Source organism: Clostridium estertheticum (assembly GCF_018861295.1).
Lineage (GTDB): Bacteria > Bacillota > Clostridia > Clostridiales > Clostridiaceae > Clostridium_AD > Clostridium_AD estertheticum_D.
The window spans coordinates 76114-98051 of sequence record NZ_JAHLDM010000007.1; the positions used below are offsets into that span (position 1 = coordinate 76114).

Consider the following 21938-nt stretch of genomic DNA (forward strand, 5'->3'; position numbering starts at 1 on the left):
CTCATTTTTGTTAACTTCTTATTTGATTATTTTCAATTATTTCATTAGCTATAATTATCTGACCAATTGCTATTCCTCCATCATTAGATGGTAAATTCTTATGAATATATACCTTAAACTTATTTATTTTTAAATTACGACATATCTTCTTAAGCAAAAAACAATTTTGAAAAACTCCTCCACTCAGCACAACCTCATTTATATTAAAGTCTTGTCTAATGAATTTGCACATAGTCACAGTTAAATTTACAACAGTATTTTGGAATTTTGATGTTATGATTTTAGCAGATATTCCTTCCATTTTATCTTTTAAAACCTCGATAATTATTTCATAGGGCTCTATAATATACATATCCTGTTTTATTATTTTATAAGTATACGATTCTTCAATATCCATTTCTGATATAGCTTCAAGTTCAATAGATGCCTGTCCCTCATATGTAACTATATCTGTAATTCCAATTATATTTGCCACAGCATCAAAAAACCTTCCCATACTTGAGGTCTCTATGCAATTAATATTTGAATCTAAAAGATTAATTATATTAATACCTTTACTACCATATAAATCATAAATAATATCATTAACTTCTTTTTTATTATTGTTTATACTTAAAGACTTATACAGATAGGAAACTCCCATTCTAAAAGGTTCTTTAATGACCTTTTCTCCTCCAGGCATTTTAATATAATCCAAATGACCTACTCTTGTAAACTTACTGTAATCACAAATCAAGAATTCACCACCCCATATTTTGCCGTCACTACCATAACCAGTTCCATCAAAACAAACTCCAATAACTTTTTCTTTTAAATTGTTTTCAAACATGTTACTAACTATATGAGCATGATGATGCTGCACAGCTACCTTAGGCAAATCATAGTCTAGCGCATATTTAGTTGACATATATCCTGGATGCATGTCATGAACTATAAATTTTGGCGAAAATGAAAATATCTTTTTAAAATGTTCAATATTTTTCTTGTAATGTTCATATGTTTCTAAATTTTCCAAGTCACCATTGAATTGGCTTAAAAACAAAAATCCCTCTTTACTAATACAGAAAGTATTTTTCATATTGGATCCACAAGCTAAGATATTTTGCGTACTAGTCCATTTAAAAGGTTCTGGCACAAAACCCCTAGCCCTCCTTATTATTGTTTGATTATTATTTATAACCTTTACTACAGAATCATCAACTGGGACATGTATTTCACGGTTATGCATGAGAAAATAATCCACAATACCTGTAAGTCTTATTCTTGCAGAACTGTCTTTATACTCTATAGGTAGACCATTAACGTTTGCACTGGTCATAATAAGCACCCTAAGTTTTTCTGAAAATAATAAAATATGAATAGGTGTATATGGAAGCATTACCCCGATTGTCTTTTGATTAGGTGCGATTTTTTTAGATAAATCGTAGCTTTCACTTTGATCTAAAATAACTACTGGTTTTTTAATTCCAGTTAGTACCTTCTCTTCTAATTGGTTAACCGGGCAATATTTCTTTACTATTTCTATATTTTTCATCATTACTGCAAATGGTTTAAATGGTCTTTTTTTTCTCTCCCTTAATTTACTCACAGAAGTCTCATTCAATCCATCACAGGCAAGATGAAAACCTCCTAGCCCTTTTATTGCAAATATTTTCCCTTTCATAATCATGTTTTGAGCAAAATTTATAGGATTCTCTATTTCTAACCTATTACCTTTAGAATCTTCTATCCAAAGTTCAGGACCACAAGCCTTGCATCCATTAGGTTGCGCATGAAATCTTCTATTTGCAGGATCTAAATATTCGTCATTACACTGATAACACATTTTAAAATCATTCATTGTTGTTTTGTCTCTATCGTAAGGCAATTCTTTTATTATAGAAAACCTTGGGCCACAATTTGTACAATTTGTAAAAGCGTACCCATTTCTCCTATTATATAAATTTAGTATATCTTCCTCGCAATCACTACAAGTAGCTATATCTGGTGATATTAGAGTAATTTTATCTAAACTTTGTTCACTCTTTTTAATTTGGAAATTAGAATAATTTAATACTTTATCTGCTTTTATAGTTATCTTTTCTATTCTAGAAAGTGGTGGAGGATCATTTTTAAGATCTTGCATAAACTTGTTTATATCTTCCTCAAACCCCTCAATATCTATGTAAACCCCTTCAGAGTTATTATTCACCCAGCCTCTTAATCCAAAAGTTTTTGCTAGTTTAAATACAAATGGACGAAAGCCAACCCCTTGAACTATTCCTTCAACCACAATAAATCTTCTCTTTTTTTCCATACTACGCACCTTTCCTATCTTACTTTTATAATTAGTTATCCTTTAAATATATGATTTTCATATTAATAGATGTCGATTTTTTTGATTCAATCCATTTTTAATAATTTTTTTTGAACATATATTTTTATAGTATTAGGGAAATATTAATATTGTATAAGAAAATAAAGGAGGTCTATTTATGGACAACAATAAAAGTCACTTAAAATCTGATAAGAAAAGTAATGCTGAACTAAGAAAGATGTATCCACATGATGGAAGTGATATCGGAATTGAAAATGGTGAGAAAATAGACGCAAATAATGACAGATTTACTAAACGTTCTAAATTATCACATAATAAATAACAAGGGGGATAAAATTTTATGATAACAGGTATTGTAAAATGGTATGATGCAGGAAAAGGATATGGATTTATATCTGCTCAAGATGGTGAAGATGTATTTGTTCATCATTCTTCAATAAAAGAAGAAGGACCTAGAAAGGACTTACACGAGGGTGAGGAAGTCCAATTTGATGTAGTAGATGGACCAAAAGGATTTCAGGCATCTAATGTTCAAAAGTTTTAATAAAATAGATTTGTAGTATATATATTAGCTGTATAAAAGTAGGTACAGAATTAAAATTCTGTACCTACTTTTGTTAAATATTTAAATTTAATAAGCTCTTTGATCACCATTTAACATATTTTCAATTTCTACTGCTATTTCGCGACCTTTTTTGTATGAATTAAGTGTCTCTTTTGGTACTGAATCTTTAAATCTGTCCTCACCAGAAAGAAAATCAATTATACCTTTCTTCGCACTTGGAACATCTCCAACATGATCTATTCCATTAATTTCTTTTATTTTTGAGCAATCCATGAATATTCCTCCCTTTATATCTTTTCGATATTAAATAATTATTTATACTAAAAATCTTAATATTATAGTTATACTTCCCTATTTAAAATTTTTAATGTACTTTCATTCTTTTTAAAATCAATAAAGATATTGAATATATTTTTGCGAATTAAATTTCATGTCATTTTTATTTATGCCTAAAAGGGAGTTCACAAAGTGAACTCCCTTTTAGGCATATGCTATCCGTATTTTATATGTTGTTTTACTACATGCCAAGAAATGTTAAATGATCTATTCTTATAGAAGCTGATTTTGGTGAACCCGGAGGGGTACTTCCACTATAAAAATACATTGAATTATTAGTCGGATCAGTTCCGCTAAGTGCTTCAATTGCAGCCTTCATAGTCCCCGCCTGTGCGGTTCTATTAATGTTACCATTAAGTACTGGTGTAAATTGATATACTCCATTTGCCTTCTCATTGATAACAGCACTTATAGAGTTTGGAAAACTGCCACTTCTAACCCTATTTAGAACTACTGCACCAACAGCAACCTGAGCTTTATAAGATTCTCCTCCAGCTTCTGCAGTTATTAATCTAGCTAGCAAGTCCAAATCACTTGCTGTGTATTTACTTGCTGCATTTTTGATTGCTACATTACTATCTTGTACTGTACTAGCCGCCTTAACACTTTTACCCACTTGTTTAGCTGCTAAAGCTTGTCTCGCTGCAATGGCCTCATCTATTACTAGTTGTGCGCCATACTTATTTTCCAGAGCATCTAGTTTTAACGCCAATAGATTTTGGTCAGATTTTTGTTTTGTTAAAATAGCCAAATCCTCTTTATTATCAGCTCTTAAAGAAAGCAACTTTGTATTTCCTTTTTCTAGCGCTACCTTCTTTAAATTAATTGACGCCTCTTTTGTTTTCATATCACTAATAGCCTTTTTATCAAAAGTTACTACGGTTTTGATATTTTCTAATCTAGATATGAAATCATCTATACCATTTGCACCTAGTATAATGTCTATATAACTTACTGATCCATTCATATACATTGCTCTCATTCTTTTATCAAAAATGATCTGTTCTGCTTTGATATCAACCTCTGCTTTTACAAGATTCACTTTTGTTTGCTTAATATCTTTTTGCGCTATAGTTATATTTGTTTCATTCTTATTGATTTTAGCCATAATTGTTTTAAGCTGACTATTCATTATCTCTACTTTACTTTCAAGATTTCTTCTTTGAACTTGAACCTGCTGAATTTTCGCCTTATCTGACGCGGAATCTGCATATACGCTAGTAAAACTAAAACACATAATTACAACAAGTGCCATTATAACTGAATTTAATTTTTTATTCAATTCTTCATTCCCCCTACATAACATTCTATTTATATATTATGTTTAAAAGTTTTTATCATCTGAACATAGTAACACACAGAGCTATATTTAGCAATTATTGGCTTTTAAAATTATATCAACTCTGCATAATTTATTAATAAAATAGTAAGTTAGGGTCTGGAATGAACATTGTTACATATTTAAATTATTATTCATCAATTAAACGATACCCTACTCCAACCTCTGTTAATATATATTGTGGCTGAGCAGGATCACTTTCTATTTTTCTTCTTATATTGGCCATAAATACTCTAAGCGAATGTGTATCATTTTCAAAATAATTCCCCCAAATCTCATCAACTATGAACCTATGAGTTAAAACTCGTCCGGAATATTTTGACATTAACTCAATTAATTTATATTCCATTGGTGTTAAATGTATTTCTTTATCTAAAATTGTAACTCTGCGTTTTTCAAAATCTATTTTTAGATCCTTGACCACAAATACAGATAACTCATTTCCTTGTAAATTAATATTTTGATTAAAATGTCTTAGTGCCACTCTAATTCTAGCTAAAAATTCTGCCACGCTAAATGGCTTAGTCAAATAATCATCTGCCCCTCTATCTAAGACCTCAACTTTTTCTCTTTCATGTCCACGAGCTGAAACGACTATAATTTTAGCTTTTGTAAATTCCCTAACCTTCTCTATAACATCAAGTCCATCAATATCCGGTAGCCCTAAATCCAAAACTATTATATCTGGGTTATGCGAAAAAATAAGTGTTATAGCCGTATTCCCAGATTCAGTTTCCATACACTTATATCCCTGTGCCTCAAGCGAAATTTTCATAAATTTTTGAATAGGTTTGTCATCTTCAACTATTAAGATCAAAGGCTTTATATTCATTCCCATCACTCCTTATTATAGGTAAACTAAATTTAAAAGTTGCTCCACCGACTGAGTTGTTAAATGCTTCCATATGACCGTTATGTGCTTCTATAATAGATTTACAAATAGCAAGCCCTAGTCCTATACCCCGTTTTTTCAAAGAAATACCATTAGTTTTAGTATAAAATCTATCAAATATATATTCTATGTCTTCTTTTGGTATACCCTTTCCATTGTCTGAGACCTCAAAGAATACATCTTCTTCCCTTTGTGTAACCTTGATTTCTATAACAGAATCACTTTGTGTATATTTTATAGCATTATCAATTAAATTAATTAACACCTGTTCTATTAATAATCCATCTACAAATAATATAATCATTTTTTCTGGTAAATCCGTCTTAATATTATGCTTTCCTGAAAACTTAGTAACTTTAGATATAGATTCTGAAATAATTTCTTCAACAATCTCCACATCTTTCTTAATTTCAAGCCTACCTTCATCGAGTCTTGTCATACTTAATATATTTTCAACTGAATGTACTAGCCAACTTGTATCTTCATAAATATTTTGTATAAGTTCTTTTTTTATATCATTATCAAGCACGTCATAATTATCACTAATGGTAGAAACAGACCCTAGTATTCCAGCGAGTGGGGTTCTTAAATCATGTGATATTGACCTCAAAAGATTGCCACGAAGCCTTTCTCTATCCTTCTCTACATTTATCTGTCTTTTCTTTTCATATAAATCTTCTCTTTCAATAGCTAAGGCCATTTGTGTAGAAACAGACTGCAGAAGAATTTTTTCATTTTCTGATAAAGCATTTTTTTCAAAACAGGCTATCCCAATAACTCCAAGTATTTTGTTTTGTCCTGTAATTGGATGATAGTATCCAACACTAGCTATTGGAATTTCAGCTTCAATCCCTACTGATTTACCTGTTTTAAAACACCTCTGCGCTCCTTCTACCTCAATACCTGACTCAAAGATATTTTTATTATATTTATCATTAAACAGGTAAATGTTTGGTTTTTGTAAAATATTTTTATTGTCTACAATGGCTATCATAATAGTTCTGTTAAACATATCAATTAAATTGTTACCACAAGATTCCACTACTTGTCTTTTATCTTTTCCTGTAAGCAATAGGTTGTTAATTTTATATAAAATTCGCATCCTGTTTTCGCGTACAAAAGATATCTTGACTTGTGTTTTAACTCTTGAAGTTAGAGTGCTTGTAATAATTGCGGCTATCAACATAACAACAAAAGTTACTGGGTAGTCTGATCTGTAAACTAAAAAACTATAATATGGTATAGTAAAAAAATAATTAAATGCTAACACTCCAATTATTGCAGCCAAAATACCATAAACATATCCCTCAGTGTTTCTTGCTACAAACAGTACCCCTAAAATAAATACTATTATTACATTTGACTCATGAAATCCAATTTTTCTAAATATCAGAGATAACATAGTGAATAAAGTCATAATAACTATGGTTTCAAGTGCATTGGTAAATATACGTTTAATTTCTTCATACCCATTATATTTATATTCACTAAAAGTTTTGAAAACCTTCTCGTCAAATTCACCTTTTTTCAACTCCTCAATCCCTCTCCCAATATATTTAATGCCTTTACTTTAAAAAATCCTTAGCCTAGACTAAGAATTTTTTAGTATCTACTCTTTTATTATATACGGTACGGTGAGGACTGCAACATTTCTGTTTTTATATAACATGCTTTTTACAAAATATCCCGTTTGGTTATGGAGTAAATTATGCCACCACTTAGTAATGACAAACTGCGATATTACTACTGTTACTGTTTCTCCATGTTTTGATGCACGATCCTCAGACTCTATAAAGTTCATTAATGGTTCTATAATGTCTCTGTATGCTGAGTGTTCAATTATTAATGGAATTCCGGGATTATATTCTTTCCATTTTACTTTTAGTTTTTCAGTTGCTTCAGGATCAGTCGATACATGAAAAGCAACTACATTGTTGGATAAGCATCTAGCACAGTTTAATGACTTTAAAAAAGTCTTATTTAATGTACCTAAAAGTATTATTACATGTTGATCGTTATTTGTCTTTATTCCAATATTAGGTCTTTCATCATTAGATAATTTAATTTCTTTTACTACTTTATTATAATGATTTTTTATCTTTCCCATACTGTATACAAGTGCAGGTATTATAATAAAAACTAACCAAGCACCATGGACAAATTTTGTAATACCTATAAGTATTACTGTAATAAAAGTTACGATAGCACCTAATCCATTTATAACAGACTTATGTTTCCACCCTTCTTCCTTGCTCCTTGTCCACTTTAGGAACATTCCAACTTGCGAGAGTGTAAAAGATAAAAATACACCTACTGCATATAATGGCAAAAGCAAATGAGTATCACCTTTAAACACAATAATTAAAATACCAGCTGCTACTGCAAGTACTATTATTCCATTTGAAAAACTGAGTCTCTTTCCTCTTTGTGAAAATTGCCTTGGAACATATCCATCTTGTGCCATTAAAGCAAGTAGCAAAGGAAGACCTGCATAAGCTGTATTTGCAGCCATTACTAAAACAAATGCAGTGGTAACTTGAATAATATAAAACATTATACCTTTTCCAAAAACTTGCTGAGCAATTTGAGCAAACACAGTCACATTCGCAGAAGGGACTGGATGATAAATTGTTGCAAGGAAGGATAACCCACCAAAAATAAAAAGAACTAAACAAGCAAGTAAAACTAAAACAGCTTTTGCATTTTTTTGTGATGGTTCTTTAAAATTAGGAATCCCATTACTTACCGCTTCAACCCCTGATAATGCCGTACAACCTGAAGCAAATGCCCTAAGAAATAGGAATAATGTTATGTCACCTATTTGCTTTGGAATTGAATACATTTGTGCTGGTAAATATCCAAAAACATAATGCCTTATAACACCAGTTATAATAAGAACTATACAAGAAACAATAAACAAGTATGTTGGAACTCCAAATATTTTAGATGATTCCTTCGTTCCTCTTAAATTACCAATTGTTAAAATTATTAGCATTACAAGAGCTATAGCTACTTTATGATTAAGTAGTGATGGAATAGCCGAAGTTATTGCAGCGGTTCCAGCACATATGCTAACCGCAACTGTAAGTATATAATCAACAGTAAGTGATGCACCAGCAATAAGTCCAGGCTTTATTCCCAGATTATCCTGTGCAACTATATATGAGCCACCACCATTTGGATATGCGTCAATTGTCTGCCGATAAGATAAAACAAGTAAAATTAATAATAAAATAACAGCTAATGCGGCATAAAACATATATCTATATGCCATAAGACCTATAACTCCAATTAATACATATAAAATTTCTTCCCCTGCATATGCAACAGAAGAAATAGCATCACTAGATAATATAGGCAATCCCCAAAAAATATTTAATTTTTCTCCCTCTAACTCTTCTGTTTTAAGTGTTTTACCTATTAATAGTTCTCTAATCTTAGAAAACACAAAACCACCCCCATAATTTTAACATTACAATATTTATTACATATAATTATAGTTGAATTATATGTGTAATATTTTTTGTTTACCAAGATCATTTAAATAAAATTCACATTTGTTTCCATCTTTCCAACTTATCTCAACTATATAACCCTTAACCTTAAGTGCTTCTACTATTTTCAATGTTTCATCTTTTGTAATTTCAACTAAACTATTTATATATATTGGCTTTACATAATCATATCCATTTTCTTTATAAAACTCTCGAATTGCATTTAAAACCTTCTCCATAAAAAAATCACACCCCTTATTATAATCTTATTTATTAACCACTCGTACTTCCATACTAATCTTAGTAATTACTAACTATAATCTCATTATATTATTCACACACTTGATAGTTAAAACATTATATCAAATTCAATATATATTTTATGCTAAATTAGTATAAAGATACTCTCAAACGTATAAAGATTGTGTTAAGATTTTATGATTCGACTTTATTTATCCACCATATTCCCATAAATTTGAAGTTAATCCTTTTCAAGAAAAAAGAAATAAAAATACCCCTAATCGTAGTTTTATTATCCTACTATTAACAGTATTTTTTCATTTGTGTATTCTATTAAGTTAACTTACTTATAGATTATTTACCAACTAAACCTCCACCATTTCCTGCTCCTGAGCTTTGTGGTCCGTATATTGGTGGTCTCCTAGTATTTTTTTGCTGTGAAGATTTTGTTTTCTTTTCTTCAATAATTTTTTTCATTATTTCCATGTTTTTATTTACATCATTTTTCATATTTTTTACCTTCTTTTTTTTATTTTTTATAAAATTTGCATTAAAAAACTAACCGCTACCTTCTAATTTAATATTAGTAATGAATATTTTCAAGTTTTCAAGGTATGTTTTATTATTTTATAATTATTATACCCTAAAAACAGTGCTTTGAGTTATGACTATTAACTAATATATATTTTAGTTTCGTGCATACTTAAAATAGGTACCAGGAATTATATCCTGGTACCTATTTCATATCATATTATTGTTTTAAAATTACTTAACACCTTTTATCACATCCATAGATGGTCTTCCACCTTCAAACATATTTTTAACTCTAAGATTTATAAGTGGATTTAACTCTGGATGTGTTAGAATATAAAATTTTTCTTCCTCAATTGCCTTAAATATAGTATCTCCAATTGTGTCAATTGGAATTCCACCTTTGATAACCTTATGTTTCTGGTCCTCTTCTGCTTTATACAAAGCACTTTGATAATAAGGCTGACTCATGTCATTTGCATATTCCTTTGGTCTGTGTCTTTCACAATTATCAAGATCTGTCTGGATAAATCCTGGACAGAACACAGACATTTTTATTTTGTCTGTTTGACACTGAAGATCTAAATAAGTAGATTCAGAAAGCCCAACTGTTGCAAATTTCGAAGTATGGTATGCTGACATTCCATTCAGATCCAAAAGCCCAGCTACAGAAGAAGTATTAACAATATAGCACTCTGTATCCTGTTTTAGCATTATTGGAATGAATACTTTTTCTCCATGTATAGCACCCCAAACATTGGCTTTCATAATCCATTCCCAGTCGTTTAAAGATAGTAACCAAGCTGGTCCTGCAACTACAACCCCCGCATTATTAAATAATAGATCTATATGATGAAATTTTTCAAGAGCTATCTTCGCAAGCATCTCCATGTCTTCAAATTTCATGACATCCATTTCGACGGCTAGTACATCTGCACCTTCTGCCTTAAGTTGCTTTTCCGCTCTTTTTAAGTCACTTCCATCAATATCTGCTATAACTATCTTAATTGATCTTTTTGCACATTCCTTAGCAATTGCTAGGCCTATTCCATTTGCCCCACCTGTAATAACTGCTACTTTGCCTTTAAAGTCCTTCATAATACCAACCCTCCTTAAAATCCTCCTTAAACATAACCAAGATTTTTAACCTCTTTGGCATAACAATGACTTAATTTAATATTATAAATTGTCTTCCCACCAGTCCCATCTTGTATTGGAATAAGGTATAAATGCCATTGGATCTACTTCTTCCAAAACTTTGCCTCTTAGAAGCACTGTGGTTCCTTCAGTGTATGTGCAACCTAACATCTTCACGACTTCTAATTCTGCCCAAGGGTCATGTGGTGAATCCTTAAGATTCATCTCAACTTCTCCATTTTCAAACAGTGTTTTATCAATGGTTTCCCCTTGCTCTATAAGTCGTGGTTTTAAGTCGAATCCACTGCCATCTGGCGACTTAGAATATTTGTAGTTATATATAGGTAATATATTTCCATAATTATCACCAATTATTTTCTTGCCGTCTATATCATTGAATTTTCCATTAAGATTTGCTTTTAAACTAAAGAATTTTATTCCATTTCGGGATACACTTCCATTAACCGTATCTCCCTCTCTCTTAAGTTCAATTTCTGCCAGTTTCTTTGGAAAACCATAAATTTCTCTGCCAAGTGCCATAGCCATGCCATCACTTACCTGCATTGAAATACAATAGGTTCCAATTTGACCATTGTAATCTGCCAATATAAGTAAAGCTGTTTCCTTATATGCGTGGCAAAAATTTGTTCTAGGATAATTTGCTACAAAAGCACTTACTAAAGGTCTTTTAGCTGGCTTTAGAGGTGCTGGGAGTAACCGTGCAATAATTTCAGGCTTTGTTTCCCAATAAGCAGTAAGCATCTGCGCATCGTAAAAAGTTGTTGGTTTACTACAATATTTTTTAATATCATTTGGATCCTTTATAAAACTATTCATTATTGGTACCTCCCTATATTTTATGTTTCAAAATTATTTCATTAACATTAACATGCTTCAACCTATAACTCCCAATTCCTCATATATATGAATATTTTTTCCTGGAACATGACCATCTCTAAATAAAAATATTGCAGCAGCCAGCGATGCAAGTCCAGCACCAACCATATAAGCATTAATCTTTTCTACATCGATAGTTTGATCAAAATTGAATTTAATTTTAACACCCTCCATTTAAAAAGTTATTTTTAAGCTATATCCCTCGGTCAATTTTTCATTTACCAAGTTAAGTACCTCCCATAATTACAATATAAATCCAATCTGAACGGTTGTCTACAATCATACTTACAAAAGTGTCTGAAAAACATACAGTTGTCTTTATTAGTAGTACAAAATATAGATTAAACTATTTACAATTAATTCTTACTCTTGCCACTATAATGACACAATCAATTGTTATTATAAGTACATAGACAGTAATTAATTTTTTTAATTAGAGCCCCCTTTAATTAAATATAAATTTAACATAACAAAAGAAGAACTGATATAACATAATCAGTTCTTCTTTTGGTTAATCCCATGACGTCTTTCTGTTTTCTTTTATTGGTTTTAAATCTTCCATTTTAATTTCCCCCATTTGTTTTGATTTTGTGAAACATTCACTTTCTTATACACTTTAAAATAGACCCAGATTGCATTTGAAAGGAGCAAACCGCTTGTTATAAAAAATACATATGTTAAACCTATACTCGCTGCTATTTGTCCTCCAAACACAGATCCAGCAAAGGTTCCCAAATAAAACGCAGACATATTAAAACCAAATATTCTACCTGTAAGAACATCTGGAGTTATCTTTTTAAGCAGTGTATTAATTGATGGTGCAAGACCCGCTGTTGCAAATTCAAGTAAAAATCTCAAGGCCATTAATTGCCATGGATTTTTTACAAAGGCTTGAGGTATAAATAAAACTCCTGCTACTATAAGTGCAATTGAAAATGTTGGCTATAATCCATCAATACAATTATGTAGAGACATATACAAAGTACTTGGTAAAACATTAGATCAAATTTTTGTGGAGTATGATAGCAATGTATAAAAATGAGAAACTTGATGAAATACAAATCCAAAGAAGAAATAAAATAGAAAATAACTGTTTTATAGCAATGTTCTATCTACCGGATATTAATAGTCCCGGTATCGCTACTAATCTTTAATCTATTATCCCCAATACCAATCGTTCCCTCTTTTTTTTCTTCTGTATCTACCTTTAATTTTAAGTCATCCAAATGTACTGAAACATCTTTAGAATTACTTTTAACACCTAATTTTAGTGATGTTGGTTTAATTTTATATAAAACGCTAATATCACCTGACCCAGTGTTTATATCAGAAGCTTGATATTCGGTAAGATCTTTAAAAACTATCTCCCCGGAGCTCGTACTTGCATATATCTCATTGTCGTATACATTTGTAAAATATAAACATCCGGATTTTGATTCAGCTTGCAATTTTTTTATTGAACTATCTTTTATTGTTGTATCAGCAGATTCTGATGTTATACTGGCATGGTCTAATTTCACATTAATAATTTTTTGATCTCCGGATGAATTAGTAAGTTTCAAATCACTAAATGACACATTTTCCATCGTTATATCACCGTTTTTATTTTCTACATTTATAGGACTACTCAAATCTTTTGGCACATACACTATAATTTTGTTTCGCCTTCCAAAGGTAAATCCACCTATAAAATTATCTGAAGCATCATTTTGAGTAATATGCATCACTCCATTTTCTAAACCGATGTCAACAGACTTTTCTGACTTATCACCTTTACAGCTTGTTTCCACATGTATTTCATCATCATTCGAGCTTTTAAACAACAAATTCCATGAATTATTATTTATATTTATTTTTTTAACTTTTTCCATAGAAAAGTCCTGCGTAAGATTTGTTTTTTGTTTGCTACAGCTTGCTAACCCAAAGAAACCTATACTAATAAAAAGTATTAAACAAATAATTTTTTTCATTGAACACACCCCTTATTAAAAAAAATTTCAACCCAAATCCTTATTATCTATATTCCAATAAGATAGATATCCGATTAACAATCCCAAAATACAAAGGATTAATGGCACAACTACCATCTTTCCTAAACTAACTGAAGAATTTCCATTTGACACCATTCCATTTAAAGGAAAACCTATAATGACAGATGACGTAATAGTAGTAGCTGTTGATTTATGTCTCATGCCAAAAAACATAGGAATTAAACTGATACCTGCCCACGTTATAGACGCTAAAATCACTGATGGTAACGTATTTAATATATTTGATAAATTAACAGGGGTTTTAAAAAAATGTAAAATAGGATATACACATTTATCCTATAAATTGATGGTTCTATACCAGTGGTTTTCTCCAGCTGTTTTATATGCACTTCTATCAAAACCTGACATTCCAAATCCTATAAAGGATATAATCAGTCCCGTAAGTATTAGAATAAAACTTACCTTTAAACAAGTTTTTTTTACATTTATGATTTTCATATTCTCACCATCTTCTTTCTAAATGTATAAGAGATTTTTTGTATAAATAATTTCGTAACATTTAAATATTTTACAAATGTAAATTGTGTTATCAATGCACATAAAACACCTATACCTAACAATAAAAATCCAAATCCTATTTGAGTAACAACAATATGGACTCCCTGCTTTAGGCAAAAAAAAGAACCCGCTATACTCCATAATCCTCCACACAAACCTGTAAGTGCTATCACTCCTGTAACCAAAGGTATACACAAAAATATTACGCATCCACATAATACTAATAAGATTATTGCGCAAAGTATAGATCCCCATAATGGAAATCCAAGAATCAGCAGTACTATCTGAAGGACCTTTCTTCCAACAGATGATTCTCTTAATATAATATTTCCTTGATCTTCTATAATATTTTTAGCAATACTCTTGTGGTCACCGATCTTATCTATGGCTTGACTTTCAGTGTATCCATCTTCTATATAATCATCAATCATCTCACTGTAATATGTCGTAAATTTATTGCATTCAGTTTCTCCCAAAGATGATAGCTGTTTCGTCAAATTGCTTAGAAATTCTTTCTTATTCAATACTCTTACCTCCTATAAAAAAATATATATCCATGATTTTTTTCCAATCATATAAGAAAAATTCTTCTATATGATTTTCCCCACTAGGAGTTATATGATAATATTTTCTTAATCTACTGTTATGCTCTTTTGAATATGTCTCATTATACCCATTTGCTTCTAGCCTTTTTAAAATTGGATATAATGTAGATTCAGATATTTCTATACATTCAGAAATATCTTTTATGATTTGGTAGCCATATGAGTCACCCTTTTTTAATACAGCAAGAATACAGATTTCTAGTAGTCCTTTTTTTAATTGTATGTTCATTATCATCTCTCCTAACCCATTATTAAACTCTATATTATCTTTATAAGGATTATTCTAGAGGTAGTTCAGGTGGAACGTCTTTATTTTTTTGTCATTGTCACTATTACATATAATCAAGGTGAAATTTTCTATTGTTAACTCCATCAATCTCATTTTCTAAGTTTGAAAGAAGATAAATATTTATACACATTCTCAAGCCTCCTTATACATTATACTATACAATACGTTGTATTATGTGTCAAGATGCATTTTCAACTTTTTGTGGTACTATCAGCAAACGTGTCAGTAGGGGCAAAGTAACTATAAGAATATAGTAACGTAATTTTAAAGAATTTTATTATAAATCCCTATAAAAATCATTTATACATAAGTTCTTATGAATAGACATCTGACAAACTTAAGATACTATAGTAAAATGAATATAGAATATAAAACTTAAAGTAATTTATATGCAAAGGAAGTAGACAATGGAGAAAACTATAAAACTGAGGTATCCGACATATCTTAAAGAATTTGAATGTATTGGTGGAAAATGTAAAGACAGTTGTTGTATTGGTTGGGATATAGATATTGATAAGACCACCTTTCGGCAGTATTATAAAGTTGAGGATAAAGAAATGAAGCGCATGTTTCAGAAAAATGTACATAATAATGAGTATTACCTAAGCCCTGATGTAGATTATGGAAAAGTAAAATTAAAAAGTGGGAAAAGGTGTGCATTTTTGGACGAAGAAAATTATTGTATAATTTATTCGAGAATTGGAGAGAAATATCTTTCAAATGTTTGCACATCTTTTCCTAGAATAACAAATATGGTAGATGGGTATTACGAAATGTCCCTTGATGTAGCTTGTCCGGAAGCTGCAAGAATTCTTTTATTAAAAGAGGAAGGAATCAAATTTAAGGAAAGTGAAGAAACTTTAGGAAAACATATAATATCAAGTGACATTGAAACTACCTCTACAGAATATAGTAACTCACCTATTAAGTATTTCAAAGAAATTAGAGACCTTAGTATTAAAATAATTCAAAATAGGAAATTTGATCTAGGTCAAAGACTTTATATATTAGGCGATTTTATAACTACATTAGAAAAAGAACTTAAACATAAGTATAATAATGTACCAACATTTATTAAACAATATAATATAAATTCAACTAACGATTCTTATAAAAAAAATAGGTCAAGTTACACATTTCAGATAGATTTTTTCAAAACAATGCTAGGTTTTTTAAATGTCTCTAAAGAAGTGGACAGTCTTTCTTTTAAGGAATATACTAAGCAAATTATAGCTGGATTCAAATTTGATAACGACGAAGACATTAGTAAACATTCTGATCTTTACACAAAAGCATTTGAAGATTATACTGAAAATTTTATGAATAATAATAGCTATATTTTTGAAAATTATTTGGTGAATTTTATGTATAACTATATGTTTCCATTTAATGAATCGGAATCAATGTTTGATGGATATATTATGCTTTTAGTAAGATCTTCATTTATTAGGTTTTATTTAGTTGGAAGATATCTATATAATGACCAGGATAACAAAGAAGATATAGTTGAATTTATCCAAACTTTCTCGAAAACCATAGAACATCACAGGACTTATTTAACTGATTCACTAAATCATATAAAAGAACATAAATTTGATAATATGGAATTCGCTAAAAAACTTCTATAAAAAACAAGGCAAGAATTATTAATCAGGTTCACCATGTTTTTTATGATATTACTGCTCAAATACAATTTTTTTTAGAAAACTTTGGATTTTTATCCGTTTTGATGTTTATTTTCTATTAAATTTACAATTAGTTCTTAGTTTCGTCACTATAATGACACAAATAGTTGTTATAATAAAGATATAGAAAGTAAGTAATTGATTTTTTTAATTAGAGTCCCCCTTTAATTAATATAAATTTAATATAAAACTTTAAAAGAACTGATGTAATTACATCAGTTCTTTTCTTTGTATAAACATCCTAGAACTTTTACTATACCCAAAATACTTTGCTATTTTCTTGTAATTCGGAACACCAATACCATACTTTTCTGCAATATTTACAATATTAAAGATAAGTTCATCCTTTTCGCTGCTTTTACCTGTCTTAATATCCTTTTGCATTGAAGCTGTTGTATCTGGACTAAATCCACTTAAAATTACAAGATTTTCGTCTATGAAATCGGTGTCCAATTTAATATTTAATGCAATTGCAACCTTTTGTAATTCCTTAAGTAGCAATATAAACATCCTTCTGCATTCCCCGTCCTTTTGAAATTCACCAGCCGGAGCATCATAATACGCTCCAGTAGCCGCATATGCAGACGTAAAGGAAATTTTTTTAAATATGTCACATCTTATATTATCTGAAATGATTCCATCTATTCCTGATTCCTCAAAGTCTAATTGTATTTTATGTAATAAATCCATATCCACCTTTATATTTTCTCTTGCTCCAAAAACAACTCTAAAAATCTTAATTGTCTGTGTAATCTCTCCAGGAGCTGATATGTACCCACCAACATAAATACAACCATCAAGAACAGTTATACCAGTCAAATCCTCTAATAACTTTTCTCCAGCACTTAATGCATTCAAAATTGGAATTACAATGGTTTTTGCGTGGGAAGCCTTCTTTATAATAGAAATAGTCTCATTTAATGAGTATCCTTTAACACATAAAAAAATCACATCAAACTTACCAAGCTCGCCGCCCCCATCAAGTGCTTTAACGTTTTTGAGATTTATTTCACCCTTTAGTGTTGAGTGAATAATAAGTCCATTTTCCTTTATAGCCTTTAAATGATCACCTCTTGCTATAAATGTAACATCTTTTCCACTACTTGCTAAATATCCTCCTATACAACCACCTGTACCCCCTGTACCAATTATTAAGTATTTCATAGTACACTCTCCCCCTATCATATATTAATATATTCTATTTTAAATTTACAATTATATATATATTTAAAAGAACTGTAGACTCAGTATCTATAGGCTTAAATTATAAATCACCTTTTAAAAAAAATCAATTAAAAAGTTCCCTCAGGACATGGCCTGAGGGAACACAAAACATAATTAAATTTTAAATTTTTGTATCATTTCCTTAAGTTCTTCAGCATGTTTTGCTTGATTTTGTGCTGTTACTGCCACTCGTTCTACAGATTTTGTTGTTTCCTCCATACTATCTTTTATTGTTTCTGCACTTTCAGATGATCTTTGCGCTGTTTGTGCTGTATTTTGTACTGCCTCATTTACCTGATTTATTGTAGCTGTAAGTTCTTCCGACATAGAAGCTATTTCATCAGACATACTAGTTACAAATTCTGAATCATTATAATACTGTTCACCCATATTTTTCATAATTTCGAACTGAGGGTGTACATTATCATTTATAAAATCTAATATATCTTTACTGTTACCAGAAAGGTTTTCAAATGCTTTCTGAACCTTTAAAATTGTTTCTTGTATACTAGCTACTGCTTGTGATGATTCTTCTGCAAGCTTCCTTACTTCATCAGCTACTACTGCAAATCCTTTTCCCTGTTCTCCAGCCCTTGCTGCCTCTATAGCAGCATTAAGCGCAAGCAAATTGGTTTGTTCTGATATACTTGCAATGGTGTCCGCCATTACCTTTATCTCTCCTACTACCTTACCATCTTCAATCGCTTTTACTCCACTCTTTTTCTTTTCGTCATATACCCTTGTTGTTTCGTCAATAGATAATTTTCCTTTTTTCTGAACCTCTATAGCCCTGTCTTTAGATTTACTTGCATTATTACTTCCTTCCATGGCTTTACTTGATAATATATTAATGCTTGAGTCCACTTCTTGTATGGAAGCACTTATTTCTTCTGTTGATGCGCTTGTTTCCTGTACATCATTTGTTATATTATTTACTGCTTTTTCAATATTTTCTGCTTTTACTGTAAGTTCTATCACCATAGACGAAAGTTCTTCACTAGATACACTCATCCCCTGAGAATTAGCTAATATACCTGTAATCAATCCAGTAAGTTCCTTTTGCATTACAAATACTGAATTAGCAAGCTGTCCAACTTCATCTTTATTGCTTAATAATGAATCATACTTGTTATCATAAGTTAAATCAAATTTAGCTAATTTATCCATCATTTTTGATAAAGACAATATTGGATCTCCTATCTTCTTTCCGAAATATATAGAGACTATAATAGTAATTATTAACAAAGCAAGTAACACAAATATAAAAGATAATACTAGTGCTTTAATTGGTTTCATCATAACATCTACAGGAACTGAAAAACCAACTTTCCAGTTGCTTACGTTTATTTTAGATGTTACAAAATATTTATCTCTACCATCATAATCTTTTATACTAACGAAATTACTACTTAAAGCTTTAGAATATTCACCATTCATAACCTTATCAACATTTTGAAGCCCTTTATCTGTAGGTTTAAACTCTTTATTAGGATGAATAATAAAATTATTACTATCGTCTATTAGAAAAGCATAACTGTCCTCCGTAGGCTTTGCTTTATCAAGCATTTTGGTAATTGATCCTGTATTAACATCAAAACCTACAACTCCGATTGTTTTACCATCTCTTATTACAGGTTTAGCTACTGATATCATCATTTCTTTTGTCTTAGCATCTAAAAATGGTGTTGAATAAATCAATCCATTTTTTTCAATAGCGGTTTTGTACCAAACTTTTTGGGTGCTATCATAATCTGCTGGTGCAACCCAACCACTTCCAACAAGAATCTTTTTATTTGCGAATCCTAAATATACATCTGAAGCATACGGGTTACTCTTTAACTCCTTTTGAAAGTATTTCATTATTTTTTTATTATCTACAGTATCCATACTTTCTATATAACTGCCAACCTCACTAATTATTTTTCCTTGACCATCAAGCCAACCATTAATAGTTTCTGCTTCCTTATCTGAATATGTAGAGATTTTGCTCTTAGTTTCACTCATTATTGAATTATATGATATAAAGCAAGTAATTGCAGCTGATATTAGTAAACTTAAAACACAGACTAAACACGTTAATAATGTTATTTTTGATTTTATACTTTTCATATGTATCTTTCCCCCTCATATTTGATTGAAAATTTAAAAACTTCTTTTTTAGGCTAAAATAACTTACTAAACTAAGTTATTCGTCAAACTAATCTTTTTTAATTATATTTTGCATTAAATTAACTATTAAAGATTATAATCCCCTACTTTTATATATCGTACAACATTCTTTTACCTTTACCGCATTTTTTAAAACAATTTAGTAGTTAATATTTAACTATATAAAATACACAGTTAATTATACTTGGGAACTAATTATGTTTACATTAGGTTTTGGTGACGTAATACCTATAAATTTGATATAAAAAAAGAACTGTTGAAATTTCAACAGTTCTTTTTTTATATCACCTAGAATAATATTAATATTTTCTTCTCCTTCTTTTTCTCCTTTTTAAATTTTTTGCTCTTATTATAAGCACTATTCCTACTAAAATTAAAACTAATATTCCTACCGCCATAAGATATATAGGCATATCATTCTTTGTTAAAGATCCGCTAGAAGCCTCTGAATAAAGCTTATAAGTTTTCACTTTTCCTTTTTGCGTTAATCTCAAGGTTCCAATACTCTCGTTTCCTTTAAGACTAGAAATACTGATATCAGATAAATTTATATTTTCCTTCAAATCTTTTTCATTTGCATCGTTTTTGTAATAACTAACATCCTCTTTAACTACTATCGGTACACTAACAGTTTTCTCTGGGCCAAAAAATTTAAGCGGTTTATATTTTAATGTTTCTGTTTTCACAACAGAATTGTTTGCGTGTAATACCGTCCTTTTCAAAGTATAGCTGTAGTTTATAATTTTCTCCATATCATTAAAAACATAGGTGTCATTTGGGTAAATCTCTGATCCCATGACAACGCCCATAATTTCTCTACCATTTCTTTCATAAAAAGCTACAAGACATCTCCCCGCCTTTGAAGTATACCCTGTTTTCCCCCCAATGCAACCATTGAGTCCAAGTAGTTTATTGCTGTTCTCAATTTTAAATGTTGTACCTTTTGATGTCGATAAAGTCTTTTGCTTTTTATTCATGGACTCTTTTACCCATGGATTTGAAAATGCAGCTCTAGCCAATATACTCATATCATAGGTTGTAGTATAATGATCTGGATCATGAAGACCATTAGGCGTTACAAAATGAGTTTTAGTCATCTTTAATTTGGCTGCCTTATCATTCATCATTTTCATAAAGTTTGTTGGATTTCCTGCAATATTATCTGCAATCATGTATGCCGTGTCATTTGCTGAGTACATTAATAAACCATCCATTACATCTGCACTTGACATGGTCTCATTAAGTGCAATTGGATGTAAATTAACATTTAATGAATCTGCTGGTTGAATTTTTGCACTTTGTGTATATTTTATTTTATCCGTCTTTACCCTGTTCTCAGCGAGCAATAGTGCAGTTATTAGCTTTGTCGTACTTGCTGGATACATTTGCTTGTCCACATCTTTCGCATAAATTATCTCGCCAGTTGCAACATCAACAGTGATAGCTGCTTTTCCATATATTGTTGGTACATTTGTAGTGCTCTCACTAACAGTTGCAGCAAAAACATTTAAACTCATAGAAGATACTAGAAATAATATAATCAGAATAAAAAATCTTTTGTTTTTCAACTTTCATCTCTCCATTACTTTTATTTATTACAAACTTATTACAAAAAACAGTTTGTTGTATATCATTTTACAAGACAATATCTTGGCGTATAAGCTAATAT

Annotated in this window: 21 protein-coding genes and 1 pseudogene; 4 read left to right on the plus strand and 18 right to left on the minus strand. The window is 30.2% G+C overall.

All coding sequences use genetic code 11. The annotated features are described in order from the left end of the window. Positions 1-10: 10 nt before the first annotated feature. Positions 11-2296, minus strand: a complete 2286-nt coding sequence (gene hypF, locus KPL54_RS09075) for a carbamoyltransferase HypF (protein WP_216106268.1) — start codon at positions 2294-2296, stop codon at positions 11-13. Positions 2297-2474: 178 nt separating this feature from the next. Here hypF and KPL54_RS09080 point away from each other — a divergent pair, with 178 nt between their 5' ends. Further along, positions 2475-2639, plus strand: coding sequence for a hypothetical protein (locus KPL54_RS09080; protein ID WP_171296059.1), 165 nt, complete (start codon positions 2475-2477; stop codon positions 2637-2639). An 18-nt stretch (positions 2640-2657) separates the two neighbouring features. Continuing rightward, positions 2658-2861, plus strand: a complete 204-nt coding sequence (locus KPL54_RS09085) for a cold-shock protein (RefSeq protein ID WP_216106269.1) — start codon at positions 2658-2660, stop codon at positions 2859-2861. 87 nt (positions 2862-2948) lie between these two features. Here the strand turns inward: KPL54_RS09085 and KPL54_RS09090 are convergent, their stop codons facing one another. The 12 genes and pseudogenes from KPL54_RS09090 to KPL54_RS09145 all read right to left on the minus strand — a co-directional run bounded on the left by KPL54_RS09090 (position 2949) and on the right by KPL54_RS09145 (position 13718). Then, positions 2949-3155 carry a hypothetical protein gene (locus KPL54_RS09090; RefSeq protein ID WP_152750141.1) on the minus strand — a complete coding sequence of 69 codons (207 nt, stop codon included), beginning with the start codon at positions 3153-3155 and terminating at the stop codon, positions 2949-2951. A gap of 244 nt (positions 3156-3399) precedes the next feature. Next, positions 3400-4500, minus strand: a complete 1101-nt coding sequence (locus KPL54_RS26035) for a cell wall hydrolase (RefSeq protein ID WP_253203409.1) — start codon at positions 4498-4500, stop codon at positions 3400-3402. Positions 4501-4687: 187 nt separating this feature from the next. Beyond that, complete coding sequence (locus tag KPL54_RS09100; protein WP_216106270.1) at positions 4688-5389, minus strand: response regulator; 702 nt, start codon at positions 5387-5389, stop codon at positions 4688-4690. Continuing rightward, a complete protein-coding gene (locus tag KPL54_RS09105; protein WP_216106271.1) occupies positions 5358-6980 on the minus strand; it encodes a DUF4118 domain-containing protein in 1623 nt (540 codons plus the stop codon). The genes KPL54_RS09100 and KPL54_RS09105 overlap by 32 nt, the downstream gene beginning before the upstream one ends. Positions 6981-7058: 78 nt before the next feature. Continuing rightward, positions 7059-8897, minus strand: coding sequence for an APC family permease (locus tag KPL54_RS09110; RefSeq protein WP_216106272.1), 1839 nt, complete (start codon positions 8895-8897; stop codon positions 7059-7061). A gap of 57 nt (positions 8898-8954) precedes the next feature. After that, entirely contained in the window at positions 8955-9182 is a 228-nt protein-coding gene (locus tag KPL54_RS09115; protein WP_216106273.1) for a hypothetical protein, read from the minus strand. A gap of 355 nt (positions 9183-9537) precedes the next feature. Then, positions 9538-9693 carry a hypothetical protein gene (locus KPL54_RS09120; RefSeq protein ID WP_216106274.1) on the minus strand — a complete coding sequence of 52 codons (156 nt, stop codon included), beginning with the start codon at positions 9691-9693 and terminating at the stop codon, positions 9538-9540. Positions 9694-9948: 255 nt separating this feature from the next. Continuing rightward, entirely contained in the window at positions 9949-10812 is an 864-nt protein-coding gene (locus tag KPL54_RS09125) for an SDR family NAD(P)-dependent oxidoreductase (protein ID WP_216106275.1), read from the minus strand. 81 nt (positions 10813-10893) lie between these two features. Then, positions 10894-11688: an acetoacetate decarboxylase family protein gene (locus tag KPL54_RS09130; RefSeq protein WP_216106276.1), complete on the minus strand. Its 795-nt coding sequence runs from the start codon at positions 11686-11688 to the stop codon at positions 10894-10896. Positions 11689-11745: 57 nt separating this feature from the next. Continuing rightward, positions 11746-11922 (minus strand): oleate hydratase, encoded by a 177-nt coding sequence (locus KPL54_RS09135; protein ID WP_216106277.1) that lies wholly within the window; start codon positions 11920-11922, stop codon positions 11746-11748. Between the two features lie 375 nt (positions 11923-12297). Beyond that, positions 12298-12678: pseudogene (locus tag KPL54_RS09140) on the minus strand (MFS transporter); the annotation flags it as partial. Positions 12679-12860: 182 nt separating this feature from the next. Next, a complete protein-coding gene (locus KPL54_RS09145) occupies positions 12861-13718 on the minus strand; it encodes a DUF4097 family beta strand repeat-containing protein (RefSeq protein ID WP_216106278.1) in 858 nt (285 codons plus the stop codon). A gap of 178 nt (positions 13719-13896) precedes the next feature. Here KPL54_RS09145 and KPL54_RS09150 point away from each other — a divergent pair, with 178 nt between their 5' ends. Next, positions 13897-14259, plus strand: coding sequence for a hypothetical protein (locus KPL54_RS09150; RefSeq protein WP_216106279.1), 363 nt, complete (start codon positions 13897-13899; stop codon positions 14257-14259). On the opposite strand, the gene KPL54_RS09155 is transcribed toward KPL54_RS09150, so the two are convergent. Both KPL54_RS09155 and KPL54_RS09160 read right to left on the minus strand, forming a co-directional pair. Continuing rightward, positions 14234-14821, minus strand: a complete 588-nt coding sequence (locus tag KPL54_RS09155; protein ID WP_071611377.1) for a DUF1700 domain-containing protein — start codon at positions 14819-14821, stop codon at positions 14234-14236. The genes KPL54_RS09150 and KPL54_RS09155 overlap by 26 nt on opposite strands. Continuing rightward, positions 14814-15131, minus strand: a complete 318-nt coding sequence (locus KPL54_RS09160) for a PadR family transcriptional regulator (protein ID WP_071611376.1) — start codon at positions 15129-15131, stop codon at positions 14814-14816. The genes KPL54_RS09155 and KPL54_RS09160 overlap by 8 nt, the downstream gene beginning before the upstream one ends. A 467-nt stretch (positions 15132-15598) precedes the next feature. Between KPL54_RS09160 and fliB the strand changes: the two genes are divergently transcribed. Then, entirely contained in the window at positions 15599-16819 is a 1221-nt protein-coding gene (fliB, locus tag KPL54_RS09165) for a flagellin lysine-N-methylase (protein ID WP_216106280.1), read from the plus strand. A 267-nt stretch (positions 16820-17086) separates the two neighbouring features. Here fliB and KPL54_RS09170 read toward each other — a convergent pair whose 3' ends face one another. The 3 genes from KPL54_RS09170 to KPL54_RS09180 all read right to left on the minus strand — a co-directional run bounded on the left by KPL54_RS09170 (position 17087) and on the right by KPL54_RS09180 (position 21837). After that, the gene (locus tag KPL54_RS09170; protein WP_216106281.1) at positions 17087-18040 is read right to left on the minus strand and encodes a ketopantoate reductase family protein; all 954 of its coding nucleotides are present in this window, start codon (positions 18038-18040) and stop codon (positions 17087-17089) included. Between the two features lie 174 nt (positions 18041-18214). Further along, positions 18215-20209: a methyl-accepting chemotaxis protein gene (locus tag KPL54_RS09175; protein ID WP_216106282.1), complete on the minus strand. Its 1995-nt coding sequence runs from the start codon at positions 20207-20209 to the stop codon at positions 18215-18217. A gap of 359 nt (positions 20210-20568) precedes the next feature. Beyond that, a complete protein-coding gene (locus KPL54_RS09180; RefSeq protein WP_309245370.1) occupies positions 20569-21837 on the minus strand; it encodes a D-alanyl-D-alanine carboxypeptidase family protein in 1269 nt (422 codons plus the stop codon). Between the last annotated feature and the right edge of the window lie 101 nt (positions 21838-21938).